This window comes from Pseudomonas pichavaramensis (assembly GCF_050473265.1).
In the GTDB taxonomy this organism is placed as follows: domain Bacteria; phylum Pseudomonadota; class Gammaproteobacteria; order Pseudomonadales; family Pseudomonadaceae; genus Aquipseudomonas.
Genome location: NZ_JBJKFJ010000017.1, coordinates 56,205 through 72,152 on the forward strand (window position 1 = coordinate 56,205; position 15,948 = coordinate 72,152).

Annotated in this window: 14 protein-coding genes; 9 read left to right on the forward strand and 5 right to left on the reverse strand. The window is 62.0% G+C overall.

The window, feature by feature from the left end; genetic code table 11:
- Positions 1-40: 40 nt before the first annotated feature.
- Complete coding sequence (gene dapD / locus ACJRW5_RS22560) at positions 41-1,075, reverse strand: 2,3,4,5-tetrahydropyridine-2,6-dicarboxylate N-succinyltransferase (protein WP_484572727.1); 1,035 nt, start codon at positions 1,073-1,075, stop codon at positions 41-43.
- A 37-nt stretch (positions 1,076-1,112) separates the two neighbouring features.
- Positions 1,113-1,460 (reverse strand): ArsC family reductase, encoded by a 348-nt coding sequence (locus tag ACJRW5_RS22565; RefSeq protein ID WP_484572728.1) that lies wholly within the window; start codon positions 1,458-1,460, stop codon positions 1,113-1,115.
- A 305-nt stretch (positions 1,461-1,765) separates the two neighbouring features.
- Here ACJRW5_RS22565 and ACJRW5_RS22570 point away from each other — a divergent pair, with 305 nt between their 5' ends.
- A complete protein-coding gene (locus ACJRW5_RS22570) occupies positions 1,766-3,400 on the forward strand; it encodes a Na+/H+ antiporter (protein WP_484572729.1) in 1,635 nt (544 codons plus the stop codon).
- A gap of 90 nt (positions 3,401-3,490) precedes the next feature.
- On the opposite strand, the gene dapC is transcribed toward ACJRW5_RS22570, so the two are convergent.
- The 3 genes from dapC to map form a co-directional block, all read right to left on the reverse strand.
- The gene (gene dapC, locus ACJRW5_RS22575; RefSeq protein WP_484572730.1) at positions 3,491-4,687 is read right to left on the reverse strand and encodes a succinyldiaminopimelate transaminase; all 1,197 of its coding nucleotides are present in this window, start codon (positions 4,685-4,687) and stop codon (positions 3,491-3,493) included.
- A 37-nt stretch (positions 4,688-4,724) separates the two neighbouring features.
- Complete coding sequence (locus tag ACJRW5_RS22580) at positions 4,725-7,424, reverse strand: [protein-PII] uridylyltransferase (RefSeq protein WP_484572731.1); 2,700 nt, start codon at positions 7,422-7,424, stop codon at positions 4,725-4,727.
- Between the two features lie 70 nt (positions 7,425-7,494).
- Positions 7,495-8,277 (reverse strand): type I methionyl aminopeptidase, encoded by a 783-nt coding sequence (map, locus tag ACJRW5_RS22585; RefSeq protein WP_484572732.1) that lies wholly within the window; start codon positions 8,275-8,277, stop codon positions 7,495-7,497.
- A gap of 292 nt (positions 8,278-8,569) precedes the next feature.
- On the opposite strand from map, the gene rpsB reads away from it, so the two are divergent.
- From rpsB to rseP, 8 genes are all read left to right on the forward strand, one after another.
- The gene (gene rpsB / locus ACJRW5_RS22590) at positions 8,570-9,313 is read left to right on the forward strand and encodes a 30S ribosomal protein S2 (RefSeq protein ID WP_159973134.1); all 744 of its coding nucleotides are present in this window, start codon (positions 8,570-8,572) and stop codon (positions 9,311-9,313) included.
- 111 nt (positions 9,314-9,424) lie between these two features.
- Positions 9,425-10,288 carry a translation elongation factor Ts gene (gene tsf, locus ACJRW5_RS22595; RefSeq protein WP_484572733.1) on the forward strand — a complete coding sequence of 288 codons (864 nt, stop codon included), beginning with the start codon at positions 9,425-9,427 and terminating at the stop codon, positions 10,286-10,288.
- A 181-nt stretch (positions 10,289-10,469) separates the two neighbouring features.
- The gene (gene pyrH / locus ACJRW5_RS22600; protein ID WP_484572734.1) at positions 10,470-11,213 is read left to right on the forward strand and encodes a UMP kinase; all 744 of its coding nucleotides are present in this window, start codon (positions 10,470-10,472) and stop codon (positions 11,211-11,213) included.
- Positions 11,210-11,767 (forward strand): ribosome recycling factor, encoded by a 558-nt coding sequence (gene frr, locus ACJRW5_RS22605; RefSeq protein ID WP_484572735.1) that lies wholly within the window; start codon positions 11,210-11,212, stop codon positions 11,765-11,767. Before pyrH ends, frr begins: the two co-directional genes overlap by 4 nt.
- 16 nt (positions 11,768-11,783) lie before the next feature.
- On the forward strand, positions 11,784-12,527 hold the full coding sequence (gene uppS / locus ACJRW5_RS22610; RefSeq protein WP_484572736.1) for a polyprenyl diphosphate synthase: 744 nt from the start codon (positions 11,784-11,786) through the stop codon (positions 12,525-12,527).
- Entirely contained in the window at positions 12,527-13,342 is an 816-nt protein-coding gene (locus ACJRW5_RS22615; RefSeq protein ID WP_484572737.1) for a phosphatidate cytidylyltransferase, read from the forward strand. Before uppS ends, ACJRW5_RS22615 begins: the two co-directional genes overlap by 1 nt.
- Positions 13,339-14,523, forward strand: coding sequence for a 1-deoxy-D-xylulose-5-phosphate reductoisomerase (gene ispC, locus ACJRW5_RS22620; protein ID WP_484572738.1), 1,185 nt, complete (start codon positions 13,339-13,341; stop codon positions 14,521-14,523). Before ACJRW5_RS22615 ends, ispC begins: the two co-directional genes overlap by 4 nt.
- A gap of 63 nt (positions 14,524-14,586) precedes the next feature.
- Entirely contained in the window at positions 14,587-15,939 is a 1,353-nt protein-coding gene (gene rseP / locus ACJRW5_RS22625) for a sigma E protease regulator RseP (protein WP_484572739.1), read from the forward strand.
- The last annotated feature ends 9 nt before the right edge of the window (positions 15,940-15,948 follow it).

The window sequence follows — 15,948 nt, forward strand, 5'->3', positions numbered from 1 at the left end:
CGCATGGCTGAGCGGGGCGCGCGGCGCACCCTACCAGGGATCAGTTGTGGGCGTGCAGGGCTTCATTCAGCTCGATAGCCGACTTGTGGGTCTTGCACTCCACGGCGCCGGTCAGCGAGTTGCGGCGGAACAGCAGGTCCGGCTGGCCAGCCAGATCACGCGCCTTGACCACTTGCACCAGCTCGTTCTTGTCGTCGAGCAGGTTCACCTTGGTGCCGGCGGTGATGTACAGGCCGGCTTCAACGGTGTTGCGGTCGCCCAGCGGGATGCCGATACCGGCGTTGGCGCCGATCAGGCAGCCTTCGCCAACGCTGATGACGATGTTGCCGCCGCCGGACAGGGTGCCCATGGTCGAGCAGCCGCCGCCCAGGTCCGAACCCTTGCCGACGAACACGCCAGCGGAAACGCGGCCTTCGATCATGCCCGGGCCTTCGGTGCCGGCGTTGAAGTTGGCGAAGCCTTCGTGCATGACGGTGGTGCCTTCACCGATGTAGGCACCCAGACGCACGCGGGCGCTGTCGGCGATACGCACGCCGGCCGGTACCACGTAGTCGGTCATTTTCGGGAACTTGTCCACCGAGAACACTTCCAGCAGCTCGCCCTTCAGGCGGGCTTCCAGCTGACGCTCGGCCAGTTCGCTCAGGTCGATGGCGCCCTGGCTGGTCCAGGCCACATTCGGCAGCAGCGGGAAGATGCCGGCCAGGCTCACGCCGTGCGGCTTGACCAGACGGTGCGACAGCAGCTGCAGCTTCAGATAGGCCTCGGGGGTGCTGCTCAGCGCGGCGTCTTCAGCGAGGAAGGTGGCGACCAGCGGGTTGTGGCTTTCGGCCAGGCGGGTCAGCAGTGCTGCCTGGCCAGCGTCGACACCTTTCAGGGCTTCAGCCAGTTCGGCAGCCTGCGCGGTGGTGAAGGCGATGGCTTGGTTGCCACCTTCATAACCCAGCTTCTCGGCGGCCTTGGCCACCAGTTCGGCGCTCGGGTTGAGCAGTGGTTGGGCGTAGAAGACTTCCAGCCAGTTGCCCTGACGGTTCTGGGTGCCAACGCCGAAGGCGATGCTGAAGAGAGAAGTGCTCATAGATGGGTTCCTTGCAACGAAATCGGGGTGAGATTGTTCAGGCCAGCGCGGCTTGGTAGTTATCCGGTTTGAAACCGACCAGGGTCTTGTCGCCCAGATCAAGCACCGGGCGCTTGATCATCGAAGGCGCGGCCAGCATCAGCTCGATGGCCTTGGCCTGGTCGAGATCGCTTTTCTGCGCGTCATCCAGTTTGCGAAAGGTGGTGCCGGCGCGGTTGAGGATGGTCTGCCAGCCGTGCTCGTTGCACCACTTTTCCAGGCTCGCACGGTCGATTCCGGCGCTCTTGTAGTCGTGAAAGGCATAGTCGACCTGGTGTTCATCGAGCCAGGTTCTGGCTTTTTTCATGGTGTCACAGGCCTTGATGCCATACAGGACGTAACTCATTGATCTTCCTCTGATGAGTGGCGTGCCGGAAGGTCCGGGAAATACGGCGCGCCATTATGCCACGTCATGTCCCGACTTGGCGGTGGCTGTCACTGCGATGTGTTACGGCGCTAGAATTGCCATCTTTCGCCTAGTGCCAGTCAGTTAAGCCTCAATGCACCGAAACTGTAGGAGTGGCGCCCCGCCGCGAACCCGTACGACGCGGACTCGAAGCGCTTCGCCCCGGGTCGGGGCTCCTACGGAAAGCTGCCAGGGGCCTATCTGATCAGCATTAGCCTTTCGCCCCTTCCCGCCGGTTTCGCACCATGCAATTGCTCTACACCATCCTGACCATGTTGCTGGTGGTCAGTGGCACCCGTATTACCGCCCAGTTCATTCCCCTGCCGCTGCCGTTGTTGCAGATTCTGATCGGTGCGCTGCTGGCCATTCCGGCACTGGGCATGCACGTACGGCTCGACCCTGAACTGTTCCTGCTGCTGTTCATTCCGCCGCTGCTGTTCGTCGATGGCTGGCGCATGCCCAAGGGGCAGTTCCGCGAGCTGCGTACGCCCATTCTGCTGCTGGCCTTCGCCCTGGTATTCGTCACCATTCTGGGAGCAGGGCACTTCATCCACTGGCTACTGCCACAGGTGCCGCTGGCCGCCTGCTTTGCGCTGGCTGCCGTGTTGTCGCCGACCGATGCGGTCGCGGTGTCGGCGATCACTCATGGGCGTTTACCCAGCACGCTGAACAATCTGCTGCAGGGCGAGGCGCTGATGAACGATGCGTCCGGCCTGGTGGCGTTCAAGTTCGCTGTCGCGGCAACGCTCACCGGTATGTTCTCGATCACCGATGCCGGCCTGCAGTTTCTTCTGGTGGCTTTTGGCGGTCTGGCGATTGGCGTGGCGCTCAGCTATCTGCTGGGGCGTCTGCGTGCCTGGATGATTGGTCGTGGCTGGGAAGATCCGGCGCCGCATGTGCTGTTGCTCCTGCTGCTGCCGTTCGCGGCCTATGTGGCGGCCGAGCACCTGGGGCTGTCGGGGATTCTCTCCGCCGTGGCCGCGGGGATGATGCAGAGCCGCCTTGACCTGCTGCCCAGGCAGACCTCGACACGTTTGCTCAATCGCAGTGTCTGGGCGCTGCTGGAGTTCACCTTCAACGGCCTGATCTTCCTGCTGCTCGGCTTGCAGTTGCCAGACATTCTCGAGGCGGCGCTGGGTGGGCACGCGGCGCCCTGGCAGTTCGCACTGCAGGCGCTGGCCATGGTGGCGGCGATCTACCTGGTGTTGATGGTGTTGCGCTTCTGCTGGGTATACGGCTACTGGCGTATATCCGGAGCGCTGCGCCGTTTGCGCGGCGAACCGACACGGTTTGCCGGGCAGTCGCGTATTGCCTTGAGTGCGGTGCTGACTCTGGGCGGTGTGCGTGGGGCGGTGACGCTGGCGGGTGTGATGTCGCTGCCATTGCTGCTCAACAGTGGTGACGCGTTTCCTGAGCGCGACCTGCTGATTCTGATCGCTGCGGGGGTGATTCTGCTGTCGTTGCTGGTAGCCAGCATCGCCTTGCCGCGCATCCTGCCGCGGTTGCCGCAGGACAATGCCGCCGTGCATGAGCGCGAACTCAATTGTCATCGGGCGGTGATGCTGGAGTCGGCGATTCGCTATCTGGAGTCCGAGGATGAACGCGCTGCAGATGCCGATGGCGCCATTGCCTCGGTCGAGGTGAAGGCACGATTGATGAGTGAGTATCGCGATCTGCTGGAGCGCGCCCGTGGAGGGGAAGAGGCGCGCGAACAACAGCGTGAGGTCGACCGCCTGGAATACCGCCTGCGTTTGCAGGCGCTGCGCACTCAGCGTCTGGAGCTGTATCGCATGCGCAAGGACAACGAGCTGGACGACGATATGCTGAGCGAGATCCTGCGTGATCTGGATATCGCCGAGGCGCGGCTGCACAAGAGCTAGCAGCGCGTTGTTACTGTAGGAGCCCGCTTGCGGGCGATGGCCTCTGATTAAGCCATCGCCGGCAAGCCGGCTCCTACGGTTGTTGCGATTTCAGGCGCCGCGAATAAAGCGGGCAATACGCTCGGCGGCTTCGATGCATTCGGCCAGCGGCGCGACCAGCGCCATGCGCACACGGCCGGCCCCCGGATTGACGCAGTTCACTTCGCGCGACAGGTACGAACCCGGCACCACGGTGACATGCTCGCTGGCGAACAGGTCGCGGGTGAAGCTGGCATCGTCACCAGGCGTGCGTGCCCACAGGTAGAAGCCGCCATCAGGCCGTTGCACGTCCATCACCGGCGCCAGAATCTCCAGCACTGCATCGAACTTCTCGCGGTACAGGTCGCGGTTGGCGCGCACGTGGGCCTCATCGTTCCAGGCGGCGACGCTGGCCAGTTGGGTTTGCACCGGCATGGCGCAGCCGTGGTAGGTGCGATAGAGCAGAAAGTGCTTGAGGATTTGTGCATCGCCGGCGACGAAGCCCGAGCGCAGGCCGGGCAGGTTGGAGCGCTTGGACAGGCTGTGGAACACCACGCAACGCTTGAAGTCGCTGCGGCCGAGTTCTGCGCAGGCGCTGAGCAGACCGGGTGGCGGCGCGTCCTCGTCGAAGTACAGTTCGCTGTAGCACTCGTCGGCGGCGATCACGAAGTCATGCTGGTCGGCCAGGGCGATCAGCTTCTTCAGCGTGTCGAGTGGGATCAGCGCGCCGGTGGGGTTGCCCGGCGAGCAGAGGAACAGAATCTGGCAGCGCTGCCAGACTTCACCCGGTACCGCATCGAAGTCCGGGTTGAAACCATGGGCTTCCAGACACGGCAGGTAATGTGGCTCGGCGCCGGCGAGAAAGGCTGCGCCTTCGTAGATCTGATAGAAGGGGTTGGGGCTGACCACCAGGCCCTTGGCATTGCGGTCGACCACGGCCTGGGTGAAGGCGAACAGCGCTTCGCGAGTGCCGTTGACCGGCAGCACGTGGCGCGCGGGATCCAGCCAGCCAGCCGGCACGCCGAAGCGGCGTTCACACCAGTTGGCGATGCTCTGGCGCAGCTCCGGCAGGCCCAGGGTGGTCGGATAGACGGCAAGCTTGTCGAGGTTGGCGGTCAGTGCCTCGCCGACGAAGTCCGGCGAGCGGTGCTTGGGCTCGCCGATGGACAACGCGATGGGGCGCTTGTCCGCTGCCGGTTGCACGCTGCCGAGCAGTGCGCGCAGTTTCTCGAAGGGGTAGGGCTGGAGCTGGTCGAGGGCTGGGTTCATCGTGATCTCGTGTGCATCGGAAAGCGGGGCGGTTCGATCAGATACTGATCTGCTGCGTCTGCGGTTGAGTGCTGGGCTCGGACAGGCGGCGGATGATGGTTTCCTGCAGGCGTGCGCAGAGCTCCGGGTCGGACAGCGGCTGGTTGTTGGCGTCGGTGACGAAGAACACGTCCTCGACGCGCTCGCCGAGGGTGGCGATCTTGGCGTTCTGCAGCGACAGGTCGTATTCGAGGAATATCCGTCCGATACGTGCCAGCAGGCCGGGGCGGTCCGGGGCGGTCAGCTCGAGGACGGTCACCGGGCGTTGCGCGTCGTTGTGAATGGTCACCTGCGGGGCGAAGGCGAAATGCTTGAGCTGGCGCGGTACCCGGCGCTGGATGATGGTCGGGTAGTCGTCCGGGTTCTTCAGCGCCTCGATCAGGCCTTCACGGATCTGCTGGATACGCGCCGGGTTGTTGCCGATCGAGCCGCCGTCGGCATCCAGCACCACATAGGTGTCGAGGGTGAACTGGCTGGTGGAGGTGATGATCCGCGCGTCGTGAATGTTCAGGTTGAGCTGGCTCATCGCGGCCACGGTCACGGCGAAGAAGTCATGCTGGTCCGGTGCGTAGATGAAGATCTGCGTGCCGCCTTCGAACTCACGCTGGGTGGTTTCCTTCATCAATACCAGCGGGCCGCCATCGTTGGGGTGCTGGAGGATGGCGTCGGTATGCCAGGCCACGTCGCTGGCGGTATGACGCAGGAAGTAGTCGTCACCGAGCTGGCTCCACAGCTGTTCGGCATCGTCCGGGTCGGTACCGCCGCGGACCAGGGTATCCAGCGCGGCGCTCTGCGTCTGGCGAATCTGCTCTTCGCGGTCCAGCGGGTTTTCCAGGCCGCGGCGCAGGGCGCGTTTGGTCTCGGTGTAGAGCTGACGCAGCAGGCTGGCGCGCCAGGAATTCCACAGACTCGGGTTGGTGGCGTTGATGTCGGCCACGGTCAACACGTAGAGGTAATCCAGGTGGGTCTGGTCACCGACGAACTGGGCGAAATCATGGATCACCTGCGGGTCGGAGAGGTCCTTGCGCTGCGCGGTGGTGGACATCACCAGGTGGTGCTGCACCAGCCAGGTGACCAGGGCGCCGTCCCAGGCCGGCAGGTGGTGACGACGGGCGAAGGCGTCGGCGTCCACCGCGCCCAGTTCCGAGTGGTCACCGCCGCGGCCTTTGCCGATGTCGTGGTAGAGGCCGGCCAGGTAGATCAGCTCGGGTTTGGGCAGGCGCTCAATGAGTTTGCTGGCCAGCGGGAATTTCTCCGCCAGCTCCGGCCAGCGGAACTTGCGCAGATGCTTGATCAGGTTGAGGGTGTGCGCGTCGACCGTGTAGATGTGGAACAGGTCGTGCTGCATCTGCCCGACGATATGGCCGAACTCCGGCAGATAACGGCCGAGAATGCCGTAGCGGTTCATGCGCCGCAGGTTGCGGTGGATGCCCTCGCGGCATTTGAACAGTTCGATGAACAGGCTGGTATTACGGATATCGTTGCGGAAGTCGTCGTCGATCAGGTGGCGGCTGTCGCGCAGCAGGCGAATGCTGTCGGCGCGCACGCCCTTGATTTCCGGGTGTTGCGCCATCAGCACGAAAATCTCGATGATGGCGAACGGCGTGCGCTTGAAAACATTCGGATGGGTGACTTCGATATAACGGTCACGCACCTGAAAGCGGCTGTTCAGTGGTGTGGCCTGACCGCTTTCGCCGGCACGCAGGATGACTTCCTCGAAGTGCTGGTTGATCAGGTCCGACAGTTCGGAAATGGCCATGACCACGCGATAGTACTTCTGCATGAAGTGTTCGATGCTGCGCTTGCCATCGCCATCCTGGTAGCCGAACAGCGCGGCGATTCGGGCCTGGTGGTCGAACAGCAGGCGATCCTCGGCGCGCCCGGCGAGCATGTGCAGGGCGTAGCGCACCTTCCACAGGAACTCCTGGCTGGAGGAGAGCAGGGCATATTCGCTTTCCAGCAGGAAGCCCTGGCCGACCAGTGCCTGCAGGTTGAGCGTACCGAACTGGCGGCGGGCGACCCAGAGTACCGTCTGGATGTCGCGCAGACCGCCGGGCGAGCCTTTGACGTTGGGTTCGAGGTTGTACTCGGTGTCGTTGTACTTGCCGTGACGCGCCTTGCGCTCTTCACGTTTGGCCAGATAGAAGTGCTTGCTCGGCCACATCTCGTCCGTGCTGGTGACCTGCTGCATGCGCTGGCGTAGATGCTCGGGGCCGGCGATGGTACGGCTTTCCATCAGGTTGGTGATCACCGTCAGGTCGGCGCGGGCCTCCTCGGCGCATTCGTCGACCGAGCGTACGCTCTGGCCAACTTCCAGGCCGATGTCCCACAGCAGGGTAAGGAAGCCTTCGATGGGGTCGCGGAAGATCTCGTGATCGCTGCTGTCGAGCAGGATCAGCAGGTCGATGTCCGAATAGGGATGCAGTTCGCCACGCCCATAGCCGCCGACCGCCAGCAGGGCGATATCCGCATCTTCGCTCCAGGTGAAGCGCTTCCAGGCTTCTTGCAGGATCTGGTCGACGAACCAGGCGCGATCTTCGACCAGGCGGCGGATATCGCGACCGGCATGAAAGCGCGCATCGAGCACCTCATGCGCGCCGCGGATGGCTTTCTTGAATGCGGCGATGGGGCTGGACTTTAGTGCCAGCTCGGCCTGGAACTGACCACGGTCAAACAGTTCGGGGTCCATCTGCGGCATGCAATTGCCTTCCTTTATATCGGTCATGGGGTACGGAGTGCGCACCGTTGCGGTTGCTGGCGTAGCCGGCTCAGGCCGAAGTGCGGGCGATGGTGTCATCGCTGCGCAGGGTGAAGATCTCGTAACCGTCGGCCGTGACCAGAATGGTGTGCTCCCACTGTGCGGAGAGCTTGCGGTCCTTGGTGATGGCGGTCCAGCCGTCGCCGAGCAGGCGGGTTTCCGCGCGGCCCTGGTTGATCATCGGCTCGATGGTGAAGGTCATGCCTTCCTTGAGTTCCATGCCGGTGCCCGCCTTGCCGTAGTGCAGCACTTGCGGCTCTTCGTGGAACACGGCGCCGATGCCGTGGCCGCAGTACTCGCGCACCACGGAGAAACCGTTCTTCTCGGCATGTTTCTGGATCACTTCGCCGATATCGCCCAGGCGGGTGCCGGGTTTGACCAGCTCGATGCCTTTATACATGCACTCTTGGGTGACCTTTGCCAGGCGCTCGGCCCATTCGGCGACCTTGCCGACCATGAACATCTTGCTGGTGTCGCCGTGGTAGCCGTCCTTGATCACGGTGACGTCGATGTTCAGTACGTCGCCGTCTTTGAGAGGCTTGTCGTTGGGAATGCCGTGACAGACCACGTGGTTGATCGAAGTGCAGATCGACTTGGGAAAGCCCTTGTAGTTGAGCGGGGCGGGGATGGCCTTCTGTACGTTGACGATGTAGTCGTGGCAGAGGCGGTCCAGCTCATCGGTGGTGACGCCGGGCTTGACGTGCTCGCCGATCATTTCCAGCACTTCGGCGGCCAGGCGGCCGGCCACGCGCATTTTCTCGATTTCTTCGGCGGATTTGATGGTGACGGTCATATGAAGCTCTCGGGCACGAACGGAAAGGGCGCTATCTTAGCAGCTTCGCCGTGCCAGCCCCAAAGGGGCGCATGATCCGGCCGGAGTTGGGTTCGGATGTCTGCTTTGTTTGCCAGCTTTTGTAGCTTGCGCCGGCTTTGTGTGGTATAAAACGCGCCGCTTTACGGGCGCTGTGCCCGAAAGCTCAAACCCACACACGTATCGACACGGTTTTCTGGGTGCCTTTCGACAAGTTCGGAGGTTGGAAGCTGGGATACGTGGAGGCCTAACCCGACTTACTCAAGGAACTATCATGTCCCAAGTCAATATGCGCGATATGCTGAAGGCCGGTGTGCACTTCGGCCACCAGACCCGTTACTGGAACCCGAAAATGGGCAAGTACATTTTCGGCGCGCGCAACAAGATTCACATCATCAACCTCGAAAAAACCCTGCCGATGTTCAACGAAGCTCAGGCTTTCGTTGAGAAGCTGGCTGCTGGCAAGAACAAGATCCTGTTCGTCGGCACCAAGCGTTCCGCTGGCAAGATCGTTCGCGAAGAAGCTGCTCGTTGCGGCTCGCCGTTCGTCGATCACCGCTGGTTGGGCGGCATGCTGACCAACTACAAAACCATCCGTGCTTCGATCAAGCGCCTGCGCGAGCTGGAAACCCAGTCCCAGGACGGCACCTTCGCCAAGCTGACCAAGAAAGAAGCCCTGATGCGTTCGCGTGATCTGGAAAAACTGGATCGCAGCCTGGGCGGTATCAAGGACATGGGCGGCCTGCCGGACGCACTGTTCGTAATCGACGTTGACCACGAGCGCATCGCTATCACCGAAGCCAACAAGCTGGGCATCCCGGTTATCGGCATCGTCGATACCAACAGCAGCCCGGAAGGCGTTGACTACATCATCCCGGGTAACGATGACGCCATCCGCGCCATCCAGCTGTACATGGGTGCCATGGCTGACGCCGTGATCCGTGGTCGCAGCAACGCTGGTGGTGCCACCGAAGAGTTCGTCGAAGAAGCTCCGGCCGCTGAAGCTGCCGAAGGCTAAGCAGTAACGTTGCTCATATAGCGTTACGTGCTGAGCAAAAAGGGGGCTAGGCCCCCTTTTTGCCACTCAAAGATTTGATTTGGTTGAAGACCTACCGAGAGGATTTTCAAGATGGCAGAGATTACTGCAGCCCTGGTTAAAGAACTGCGCGAGCGCACCGGTCAAGGCATGATGGAGTGCAAGAAAGCACTGGTTGCTGCTGGTGGTGACATCGAGAAAGCGATCGACGACATGCGCGCTTCCGGCGCCATCAAGGCGGCCAAGAAGGCCGGCAACATCGCTGCTGAAGGCTCCATCGCCGTTCGTGTCGAAGGCGGTCGTGGTCTGATCATCGAAGTCAACTCGCAGACCGACTTCCTGGCTCTGCAGGACGACTTCAAAGGCTTCGTAAAAGAGAGCCTGGACGAAGCTTTCGAGCAGAACCTGACCGAAGCTGCTCCGCTGATCGCCTCGCGCGAATCCGCTCGTGAAGCGCTGGTTGCCAAGTGCGGCGAGAACGTCAACATCCGTCGTCTGACCGCTGTAACCGGTGACACCGTTGGTGCTTACCTGCACGGCCACCGCATCGGTGTTCTGGTTGTCCTGAAGGGCGGCAACGACGAACTGGCCAAGCACGTTGCCATGCACGTCGCTGCCTCCAACCCTGCCGTTGTTTCGCCGGACCAGGTTTCCGAGGAACTGGTTGCCAAGGAAAAAGAAATCTTCCTGCAGCTGAACGCCGAGAAAATCGCCGGCAAGCCGGAGAACATCGTCGAGAACATGGTCAAAGGCCGTATCGCCAAGTTCCTGGCCGAAGCCAGCCTGGTCGAGCAAGCCTTCATCATGGATCCGGAAGTCAAGGTCGGTGACCTGGTGAAGAAAGCCGGTGCTGAAGTCGTTTCCTTCGTTCGTTACGAAGTGGGTGAAGGCATCGAGAAAGCCGAGACCGACTTCGCTGCCGAAGTTGCCGCCCAGGTTGCTGCCAGCAAGCAGTAATTAGCGGTTCGGTAAGTGCCCCAAAGAGGCTGCCCGCTAACGCGTGCGGCCTCTTTGCCGAATAAGGGGGCGCAAAGTGACAGGGTCATCATGACAGGTGACTGGCGACACTAAGAAGGTGTCCGACAATTGCAGCTCTATGCTGCATACAGAATTCAAATCGCCGCAGGAGAGACTTGCTATGGCTCAGCAGACGACTGGTCGCCAACCACGCTACAAACGCATTCTGCTCAAACTTAGCGGCGAAGCCCTGATGGGCTCGGAAGACTTCGGCATCGATCCCAAGGTGCTCGATCGCATGGCGCTGGAAGTCGGCCAACTGGTCGGCATCGGCGTGCAGGTCGGCCTGGTGATCGGCGGCGGTAACCTGTTCCGCGGAGCCGCGCTGTCCGCTGCCGGCATGGACCGGGTCACCGGTGATCACATGGGTATGCTGGCCACGGTGATGAACGCCCTGGCCATGCGCGATGCGCTGGAGCGCTCGAACATTCCGGCCATCGTCATGTCGGCCATTTCCATGGTCGGCGTTACCGATCATTACGACCGCCGCAAGGCCATGCGCCATCTGAAAGGTGGTGAGGTGGTGATCTTTGCTGCCGGCACTGGCAACCCGTTCTTCACCACCGATTCGGCCGCCTGCCTGCGCGCCATCGAAATCGATGCCGATGTGGTGCTGAAGGCGACCAAGGTCGATGGCGTGTACACTGCCGACCCGTTCAAGGACCCGCATGCCGAGAAATTCGAGCGTCTGACCTATGACGAAGTGCTGGATCGCAAGCTGGGCGTGATGGATCTGACGGCGATTTGTCTGTGCCGCGACCACGCCATGCCGCTGCGGGTCTTCAATATGAACAAACCTGGCGCTCTGCTCAATGTAGTGGTGGGCGGCGCCGAAGGAACCCTGATCGAGGAGGAAGCACAATGATCAACGACATCAAGAAAGACGCTCAGGAACGTATGAGCAAGTCCCTGGACGCCCTGGGTCGCAACCTGGCCTCCATTCGTACCGGTCGTGCCCACCCGAGCATTCTCGACAGCATCAAGGTGCCGGCCTGGGGTAGCGACATGCCGCTGAATCAGGTGGCTGCGATTACCGTCGAGGACGCGCGCACCCTGAAGATCGTGGCCCACGACAAGAACCTCAGCGCGGCCATCGAGAAGGCCATCCTGACTTCCGATCTGGGCCTCAACCCGAGCAGCGCTGGCACCACCATCCGTGTGCCGATGCCGGCTCTGACCGAAGAGACCCGCAAGGGCTACACCAAGCAGGCGCGTGGCGTAGCTGAAGATGCCAAGGTGGCCGTGCGCAACGTGCGTCGCGATGCCCTGGCCGAGCTGAAGAAGCTGTCCAAGGCCAAGGAGATCAGCGAGGACGAGGAGCGTCGTGCCGCTGACGAGCTGCAGAAGATCACCGACAAGTTCGTTGCTGACGTAGACAAGGCCCTGGAGGCCAAGGAAGCGGACCTGATGGCCGTTTGACGGCTGAGCGCCAGACATGGACAAGAACAAACAGGCGGTGCCGCGGCATGTCGCCATCATCATGGACGGCAACAACCGCTGGGCAAAGAAGCGCCTGTTGCCGGGCGTGGCAGGGCACAAGGCGGGGGTCGACGCCGTTCGTGCGGTGATCGAGGTCTGTGCCGAGTCGGGTGTCGAGGTGTTGACCCTGTTCGCCTTCTCCAGTGAGAACTGGCAGCGTCCCGCCGATGAGGTTGGAGCGCTGATGGAGTTGTTCCTCAGTGCGCTGCGCCGAGAGGCCAAGCGCCTGCAGGACAACGACATCAGTCTGCGCATCATCGGTGACCGCTCACGCTTTCATCCGGAGCTACAGGCCGCAATGCGTGAGGCGGAGTTGCTGACAGCGGGCAGTCGCCGTTTCATCCTGCAAATTGCCGCCAATTATGGTGGGCAGTGGGATATTGCCCAGGCGGCTCAACGCCTGGCGCGCGAGGTTCAGGCTGGTCATCTGCAAGTCGAGGACATTACGCCCGGATTGCTGCAGGGTTGTCTGGCTACCGGCGACCTGCCGTTACCGGACCTGTGCATTCGTACGGGCGGCGAACATCGCATTAGCAATTTTCTCCTCTGGCAGCTGGCCTATAGCGAGCTGTATTTCTCCGACCTGTATTGGCCGGACTTCAAGCACGAGGCCATGCGCAAGGCGCTGGCTGATTTCGCCAACCGCCAGCGTCGCTTTGGCAAGACCAGCGAGCAGGTGGAGGCTGAGGCGGGTTCCTGATGCTCAAACAACGAATCATCACGGCATTGGTGCTGTTGCCCATTGCTCTGGGTGGATTCTTTCTGCTCGACGGTGCTGCCTTTGCCTTGTTCATCGGTGCGGTCGTTACGCTGGGCGCTTGGGAATGGGCGCGTTTGGCTGGGCTCGATGCCCAGTCGCAGCGAGTTGCTTACGCCGCCGCCGTGGCGGTGTTGCTGGGTGTGCTGTACCTGACGCCAGTCGTTGCGCCGCTGCTGTTGGTGGTGGCTGTGGCCTGGTGGCTGGTGGCAACCTTTCTGGTGCTCACCTACCCGGACAGTAGTCGCCTCTGGAGGGGCGTTGCGCGTCGGTTGCTGATCGGCTTGCTGATCCTGCTGCCGGCCTGGCAGGGCCTGGTTCTGCTGAAACAATGGCCGCAGGCCAATGCGCTGATCATTGCAGTGATGGTGCTGGTGTGGGGTGCAGACATTGGCGCCTACTTCTCCGGCAAGGCGTTCGGCAAGCGCAAGCTGGCGTCGAAGGTCAGTCCCGGTAAGAGTTGGGAAGGGGTGTATGGCGGGCTGGCGGCGAGTTTGTTGATCACCTTGCTGGTCGGTTTGCAGCAAGACTGGTCCTTCTCCGGGCTGCTGCTGGCGCTGCTGGGTGCGGCGCTGGTGGTGTTTATTTCCGTGATCGGCGACCTGACCGAAAGCATGTTCAAGCGCCAGTCCGGAATCAAGGACAGCAGTAATCTGCTGCCGGGACATGGCGGCGTGCTCGATCGTATCGACAGTCTTACCGCCGCCGTTCCGCTGTTCGCCGCGCTGCTCTGGCTGGCCGGCTGGGGTTCGCTGTGAGTGCAGTGCAGCGGGTCACCGTGCTTGGGGCTACTGGTTCGATCGGGCTCAGCACGCTGGATGTGATCGCCCGCCATCCCGAGCGTTACAGCGTGTTTGCCTTGAGCGGCTTTTCGCGTCTGGCCGAGTTGCGGGTGCTGTGTCTCAAGCATCGTCCTCGCTATGCCGTGGTGCCCGATGCCAAGGCTGCAAGCAGCTTGCAGGGCAGCCTGCAGGCTGACGGCCTGGATACTCAGGTGCTGTTCGGTGAAGAGGGTTTGTGCGCCGTCTCTACCGATGCCGAGGTCGATTGCGTGATGGCTGCGATTGTCGGGGCGGCTGGGCTGCGCCCGACACTGGCGGCCGTGCAGGCAGGCAAGAAGGTGTTGCTGGCCAACAAGGAGGCGCTGGTGATGACCGGCGCCCTGTTCATGCAGGCGGTCAGAAACAGTGGCGCCGTGTTGCTGCCGATCGACAGCGAGCACAATGCGATTTTTCAGTGCCTGCCGGGCGACTACTCCCAGGGTTTGCAACAGGTGGGTGTTCGCCGCGTGCTGTTGACGGCCTCCGGTGGGCCGTTCCGTGAAACCCCCCTGGCAGAGCTGGAGCATGTGACGCCCGAGCAGGCTTGTGCTCATCCGAACTGGTCAATGGGGCGCAAGATCTCCGTCGACTCGGCGAGCATGATGAACAAGGGGCTGGAACTGATCGAGGCGTGCTGGTTGTTCGATGCCCGCCCTGAGCAGATCGAGGTGGTGATTCACCGGCAGAGCGTGATCCATTCGTTGGTCGATTACGTCGATGGTTCAGTGCTGGCGCAACTGGGCAATCCTGATATGCGTACACCCATCGCCCATGCGCTGGCTTGGCCGGAACGCATCGATTCGGGGGTGTCGCCACTGGATCTGTTCGCTGTCGGTCGTCTCGACTTCGAGCGTCCTGACGAGCAGCGTTTCCCTTGTCTGCGTCTCGCTCGCGAAGCGGTGCAGGCCGGTGGCAGCGCGCCGGCGATACTCAATGCTGCCAACGAGGTAGCTGTAGAGGCCTTCCTGCAGCGACGCATACGTTTCAGCGACATCCCGCGTATGATTGAGTCCGTGTTGAACGCGCAACCGGTGCAGGCTGTCGAAGCGCTCGATGTTGTATTCGAGGCCGACGCACAGGCGCGTGCGTTGGCCGGCGAATGGTTTGCCCGTCATTGACGGAGCCTGTATTGACCCGGCGTGCGCCCGGCCGTGAGCGCCTCGTAGAGCTGGAGAAGTGAAATGAGTGGGTTGTACATGCTACTTGGCACCCTGATCGCTCTGGGTGTGCTGGTGACCTTTCACGAGTTCGGGCATTTCTGGGTGGCCCGCCGCTGCGGGGTCAAGGTGCTGCGTTTCTCCGTCGGCTTTGGCGCGCCATTGCTGCGTTGGCATGATCGTCAGGGGACCGAGTTCGTGGTGGCCGCCATTCCTCTGGGTGGCTACGTGAAGATGCTCGATGAGCGCGAGGGTAATGTGCCGGCCGAGCAGGTCGAGCAGGCCTTCAACCGCAAGAGCGTGCGTCAGCGTATTGCCATCGTTGCTGCCGGACCTGTAGCCAATTTCCTCCTGGCTCTACTGTTCTTCTGGTTCGTTGCCATGCTGGGCAGTCAGCAGGTGCGCCCGGTGATTGGCGCGGTGCAGCCTGACAGTCTGGCCGATCAGGCCGGCTTGCGTGCCGGAGAAGAGATCGTTGCGGTCAATGGTGAGGCCACCAGCGGCTGGGCGGCGGTCAACCTGCAGCTGGTCAGGCGCCTTGGTGAGAGCGGCGCCCTGAGTCTGCGGGTGCTCGAGCCTGGTTCGAGTGTCGAAACGACCAAGCAGGTGCAGTTGGATAACTGGCTGCGTGGCGTCGACGAGCCGGACCCGATTGGTTCTCTCGGTGTTCGTCCCTGGCGGCCGGTGCTCGAGCCGGTACTGGCCGAGGTCGATTCCAAGGGGCCGGCCTATGCTGCCGGCCTGAAAGAGGGTGATCGTCTGCTCGCGCTCGATGGCGAGTCGCTGGCTGACTGGCAGGATTTGGTTGACCGCGTGCGCAAGCTGCCGGGAGAAGCCGTGACCCTGCGCTTCGAGCGTGACGGGCAACTGCAGGATATTCAGTTGACCCTGGCCGCACGTGGTGAGGGTGAGGCGCGCAGTGGTTACCTTGGCGCGGGAGTGAAGGGGGTCGACTGGCCACCGGAAATGCTGCGCGAAGTTCGCTATGGGCCGCTCGAGGGCATTGCCGAAGGCGCTCGTCAGACCTGGTCGATGAGCCTTCTGACCCTCGATTCGCTGAAGAAAATGCTGTTCGGGGAGCTCTCGGTAAAAAACTTGAGCGGGCCGATAACCATTGCTAAAGTGGCGGGCGCTTCAGCTGAGTCAGGGCTGGGGGATTTCCTGAAATTCCTTGCATATCTGAGTATTAGCTTGGGGGTTCTCAATCTGCTGCCCATTCCTGTACTGGATGGTGGGCATCTGCTGTTTTACCTGGTTGAGTGGGTGCGTGGTCGCCCCTTGTCCGAGCGGATTCAGGGTTGGGGGATGCAGATCGGCATCAGTCTGGTGATCGGGGTCATGTTGTTGGCGCTGGTCAACGACCTCAGCCGTCTGTAAGCATTGCTG

Excerpts from the sequence above, each read along its gene's own strand:
- dapD (WP_484572727.1), bottom strand. The coding sequence starts at position 1,075 with ATGAGCACTTCTCTCTTCAGCATCGCCTTCGGCGTTGGCACCCAGAAC.
- ACJRW5_RS22565 (WP_484572728.1), bottom strand. The coding sequence starts at position 1,460 with ATGAGTTACGTCCTGTATGGCATCAAGGCCTGTGACACCATGAAAAAA.
- ACJRW5_RS22570 (WP_484572729.1), top strand. The coding sequence starts at position 1,766 with ATGCAATTGCTCTACACCATCCTGACCATGTTGCTGGTGGTCAGTGGC.
- dapC (WP_484572730.1), bottom strand. The coding sequence starts at position 4,687 with ATGAACCCAGCCCTCGACCAGCTCCAGCCCTACCCCTTCGAGAAACTG.
- ACJRW5_RS22580 (WP_484572731.1), bottom strand. The coding sequence starts at position 7,424 with ATGCCGCAGATGGACCCCGAACTGTTTGACCGTGGTCAGTTCCAGGCC.
- map (WP_484572732.1), bottom strand. The coding sequence starts at position 8,277 with ATGACCGTCACCATCAAATCCGCCGAAGAAATCGAGAAAATGCGCGTG.
- rpsB (WP_159973134.1), top strand. The coding sequence starts at position 8,570 with ATGTCCCAAGTCAATATGCGCGATATGCTGAAGGCCGGTGTGCACTTC.
- tsf (WP_484572733.1), top strand. The coding sequence starts at position 9,425 with ATGGCAGAGATTACTGCAGCCCTGGTTAAAGAACTGCGCGAGCGCACC.
- pyrH (WP_484572734.1), top strand. The coding sequence starts at position 10,470 with ATGGCTCAGCAGACGACTGGTCGCCAACCACGCTACAAACGCATTCTG.
- frr (WP_484572735.1), top strand. The coding sequence starts at position 11,210 with ATGATCAACGACATCAAGAAAGACGCTCAGGAACGTATGAGCAAGTCC.
- uppS (WP_484572736.1), top strand. The coding sequence starts at position 11,784 with ATGGACAAGAACAAACAGGCGGTGCCGCGGCATGTCGCCATCATCATG.
- ACJRW5_RS22615 (WP_484572737.1), top strand. The coding sequence starts at position 12,527 with ATGCTCAAACAACGAATCATCACGGCATTGGTGCTGTTGCCCATTGCT.
- rseP (WP_484572739.1), top strand. The coding sequence starts at position 14,587 with ATGAGTGGGTTGTACATGCTACTTGGCACCCTGATCGCTCTGGGTGTG.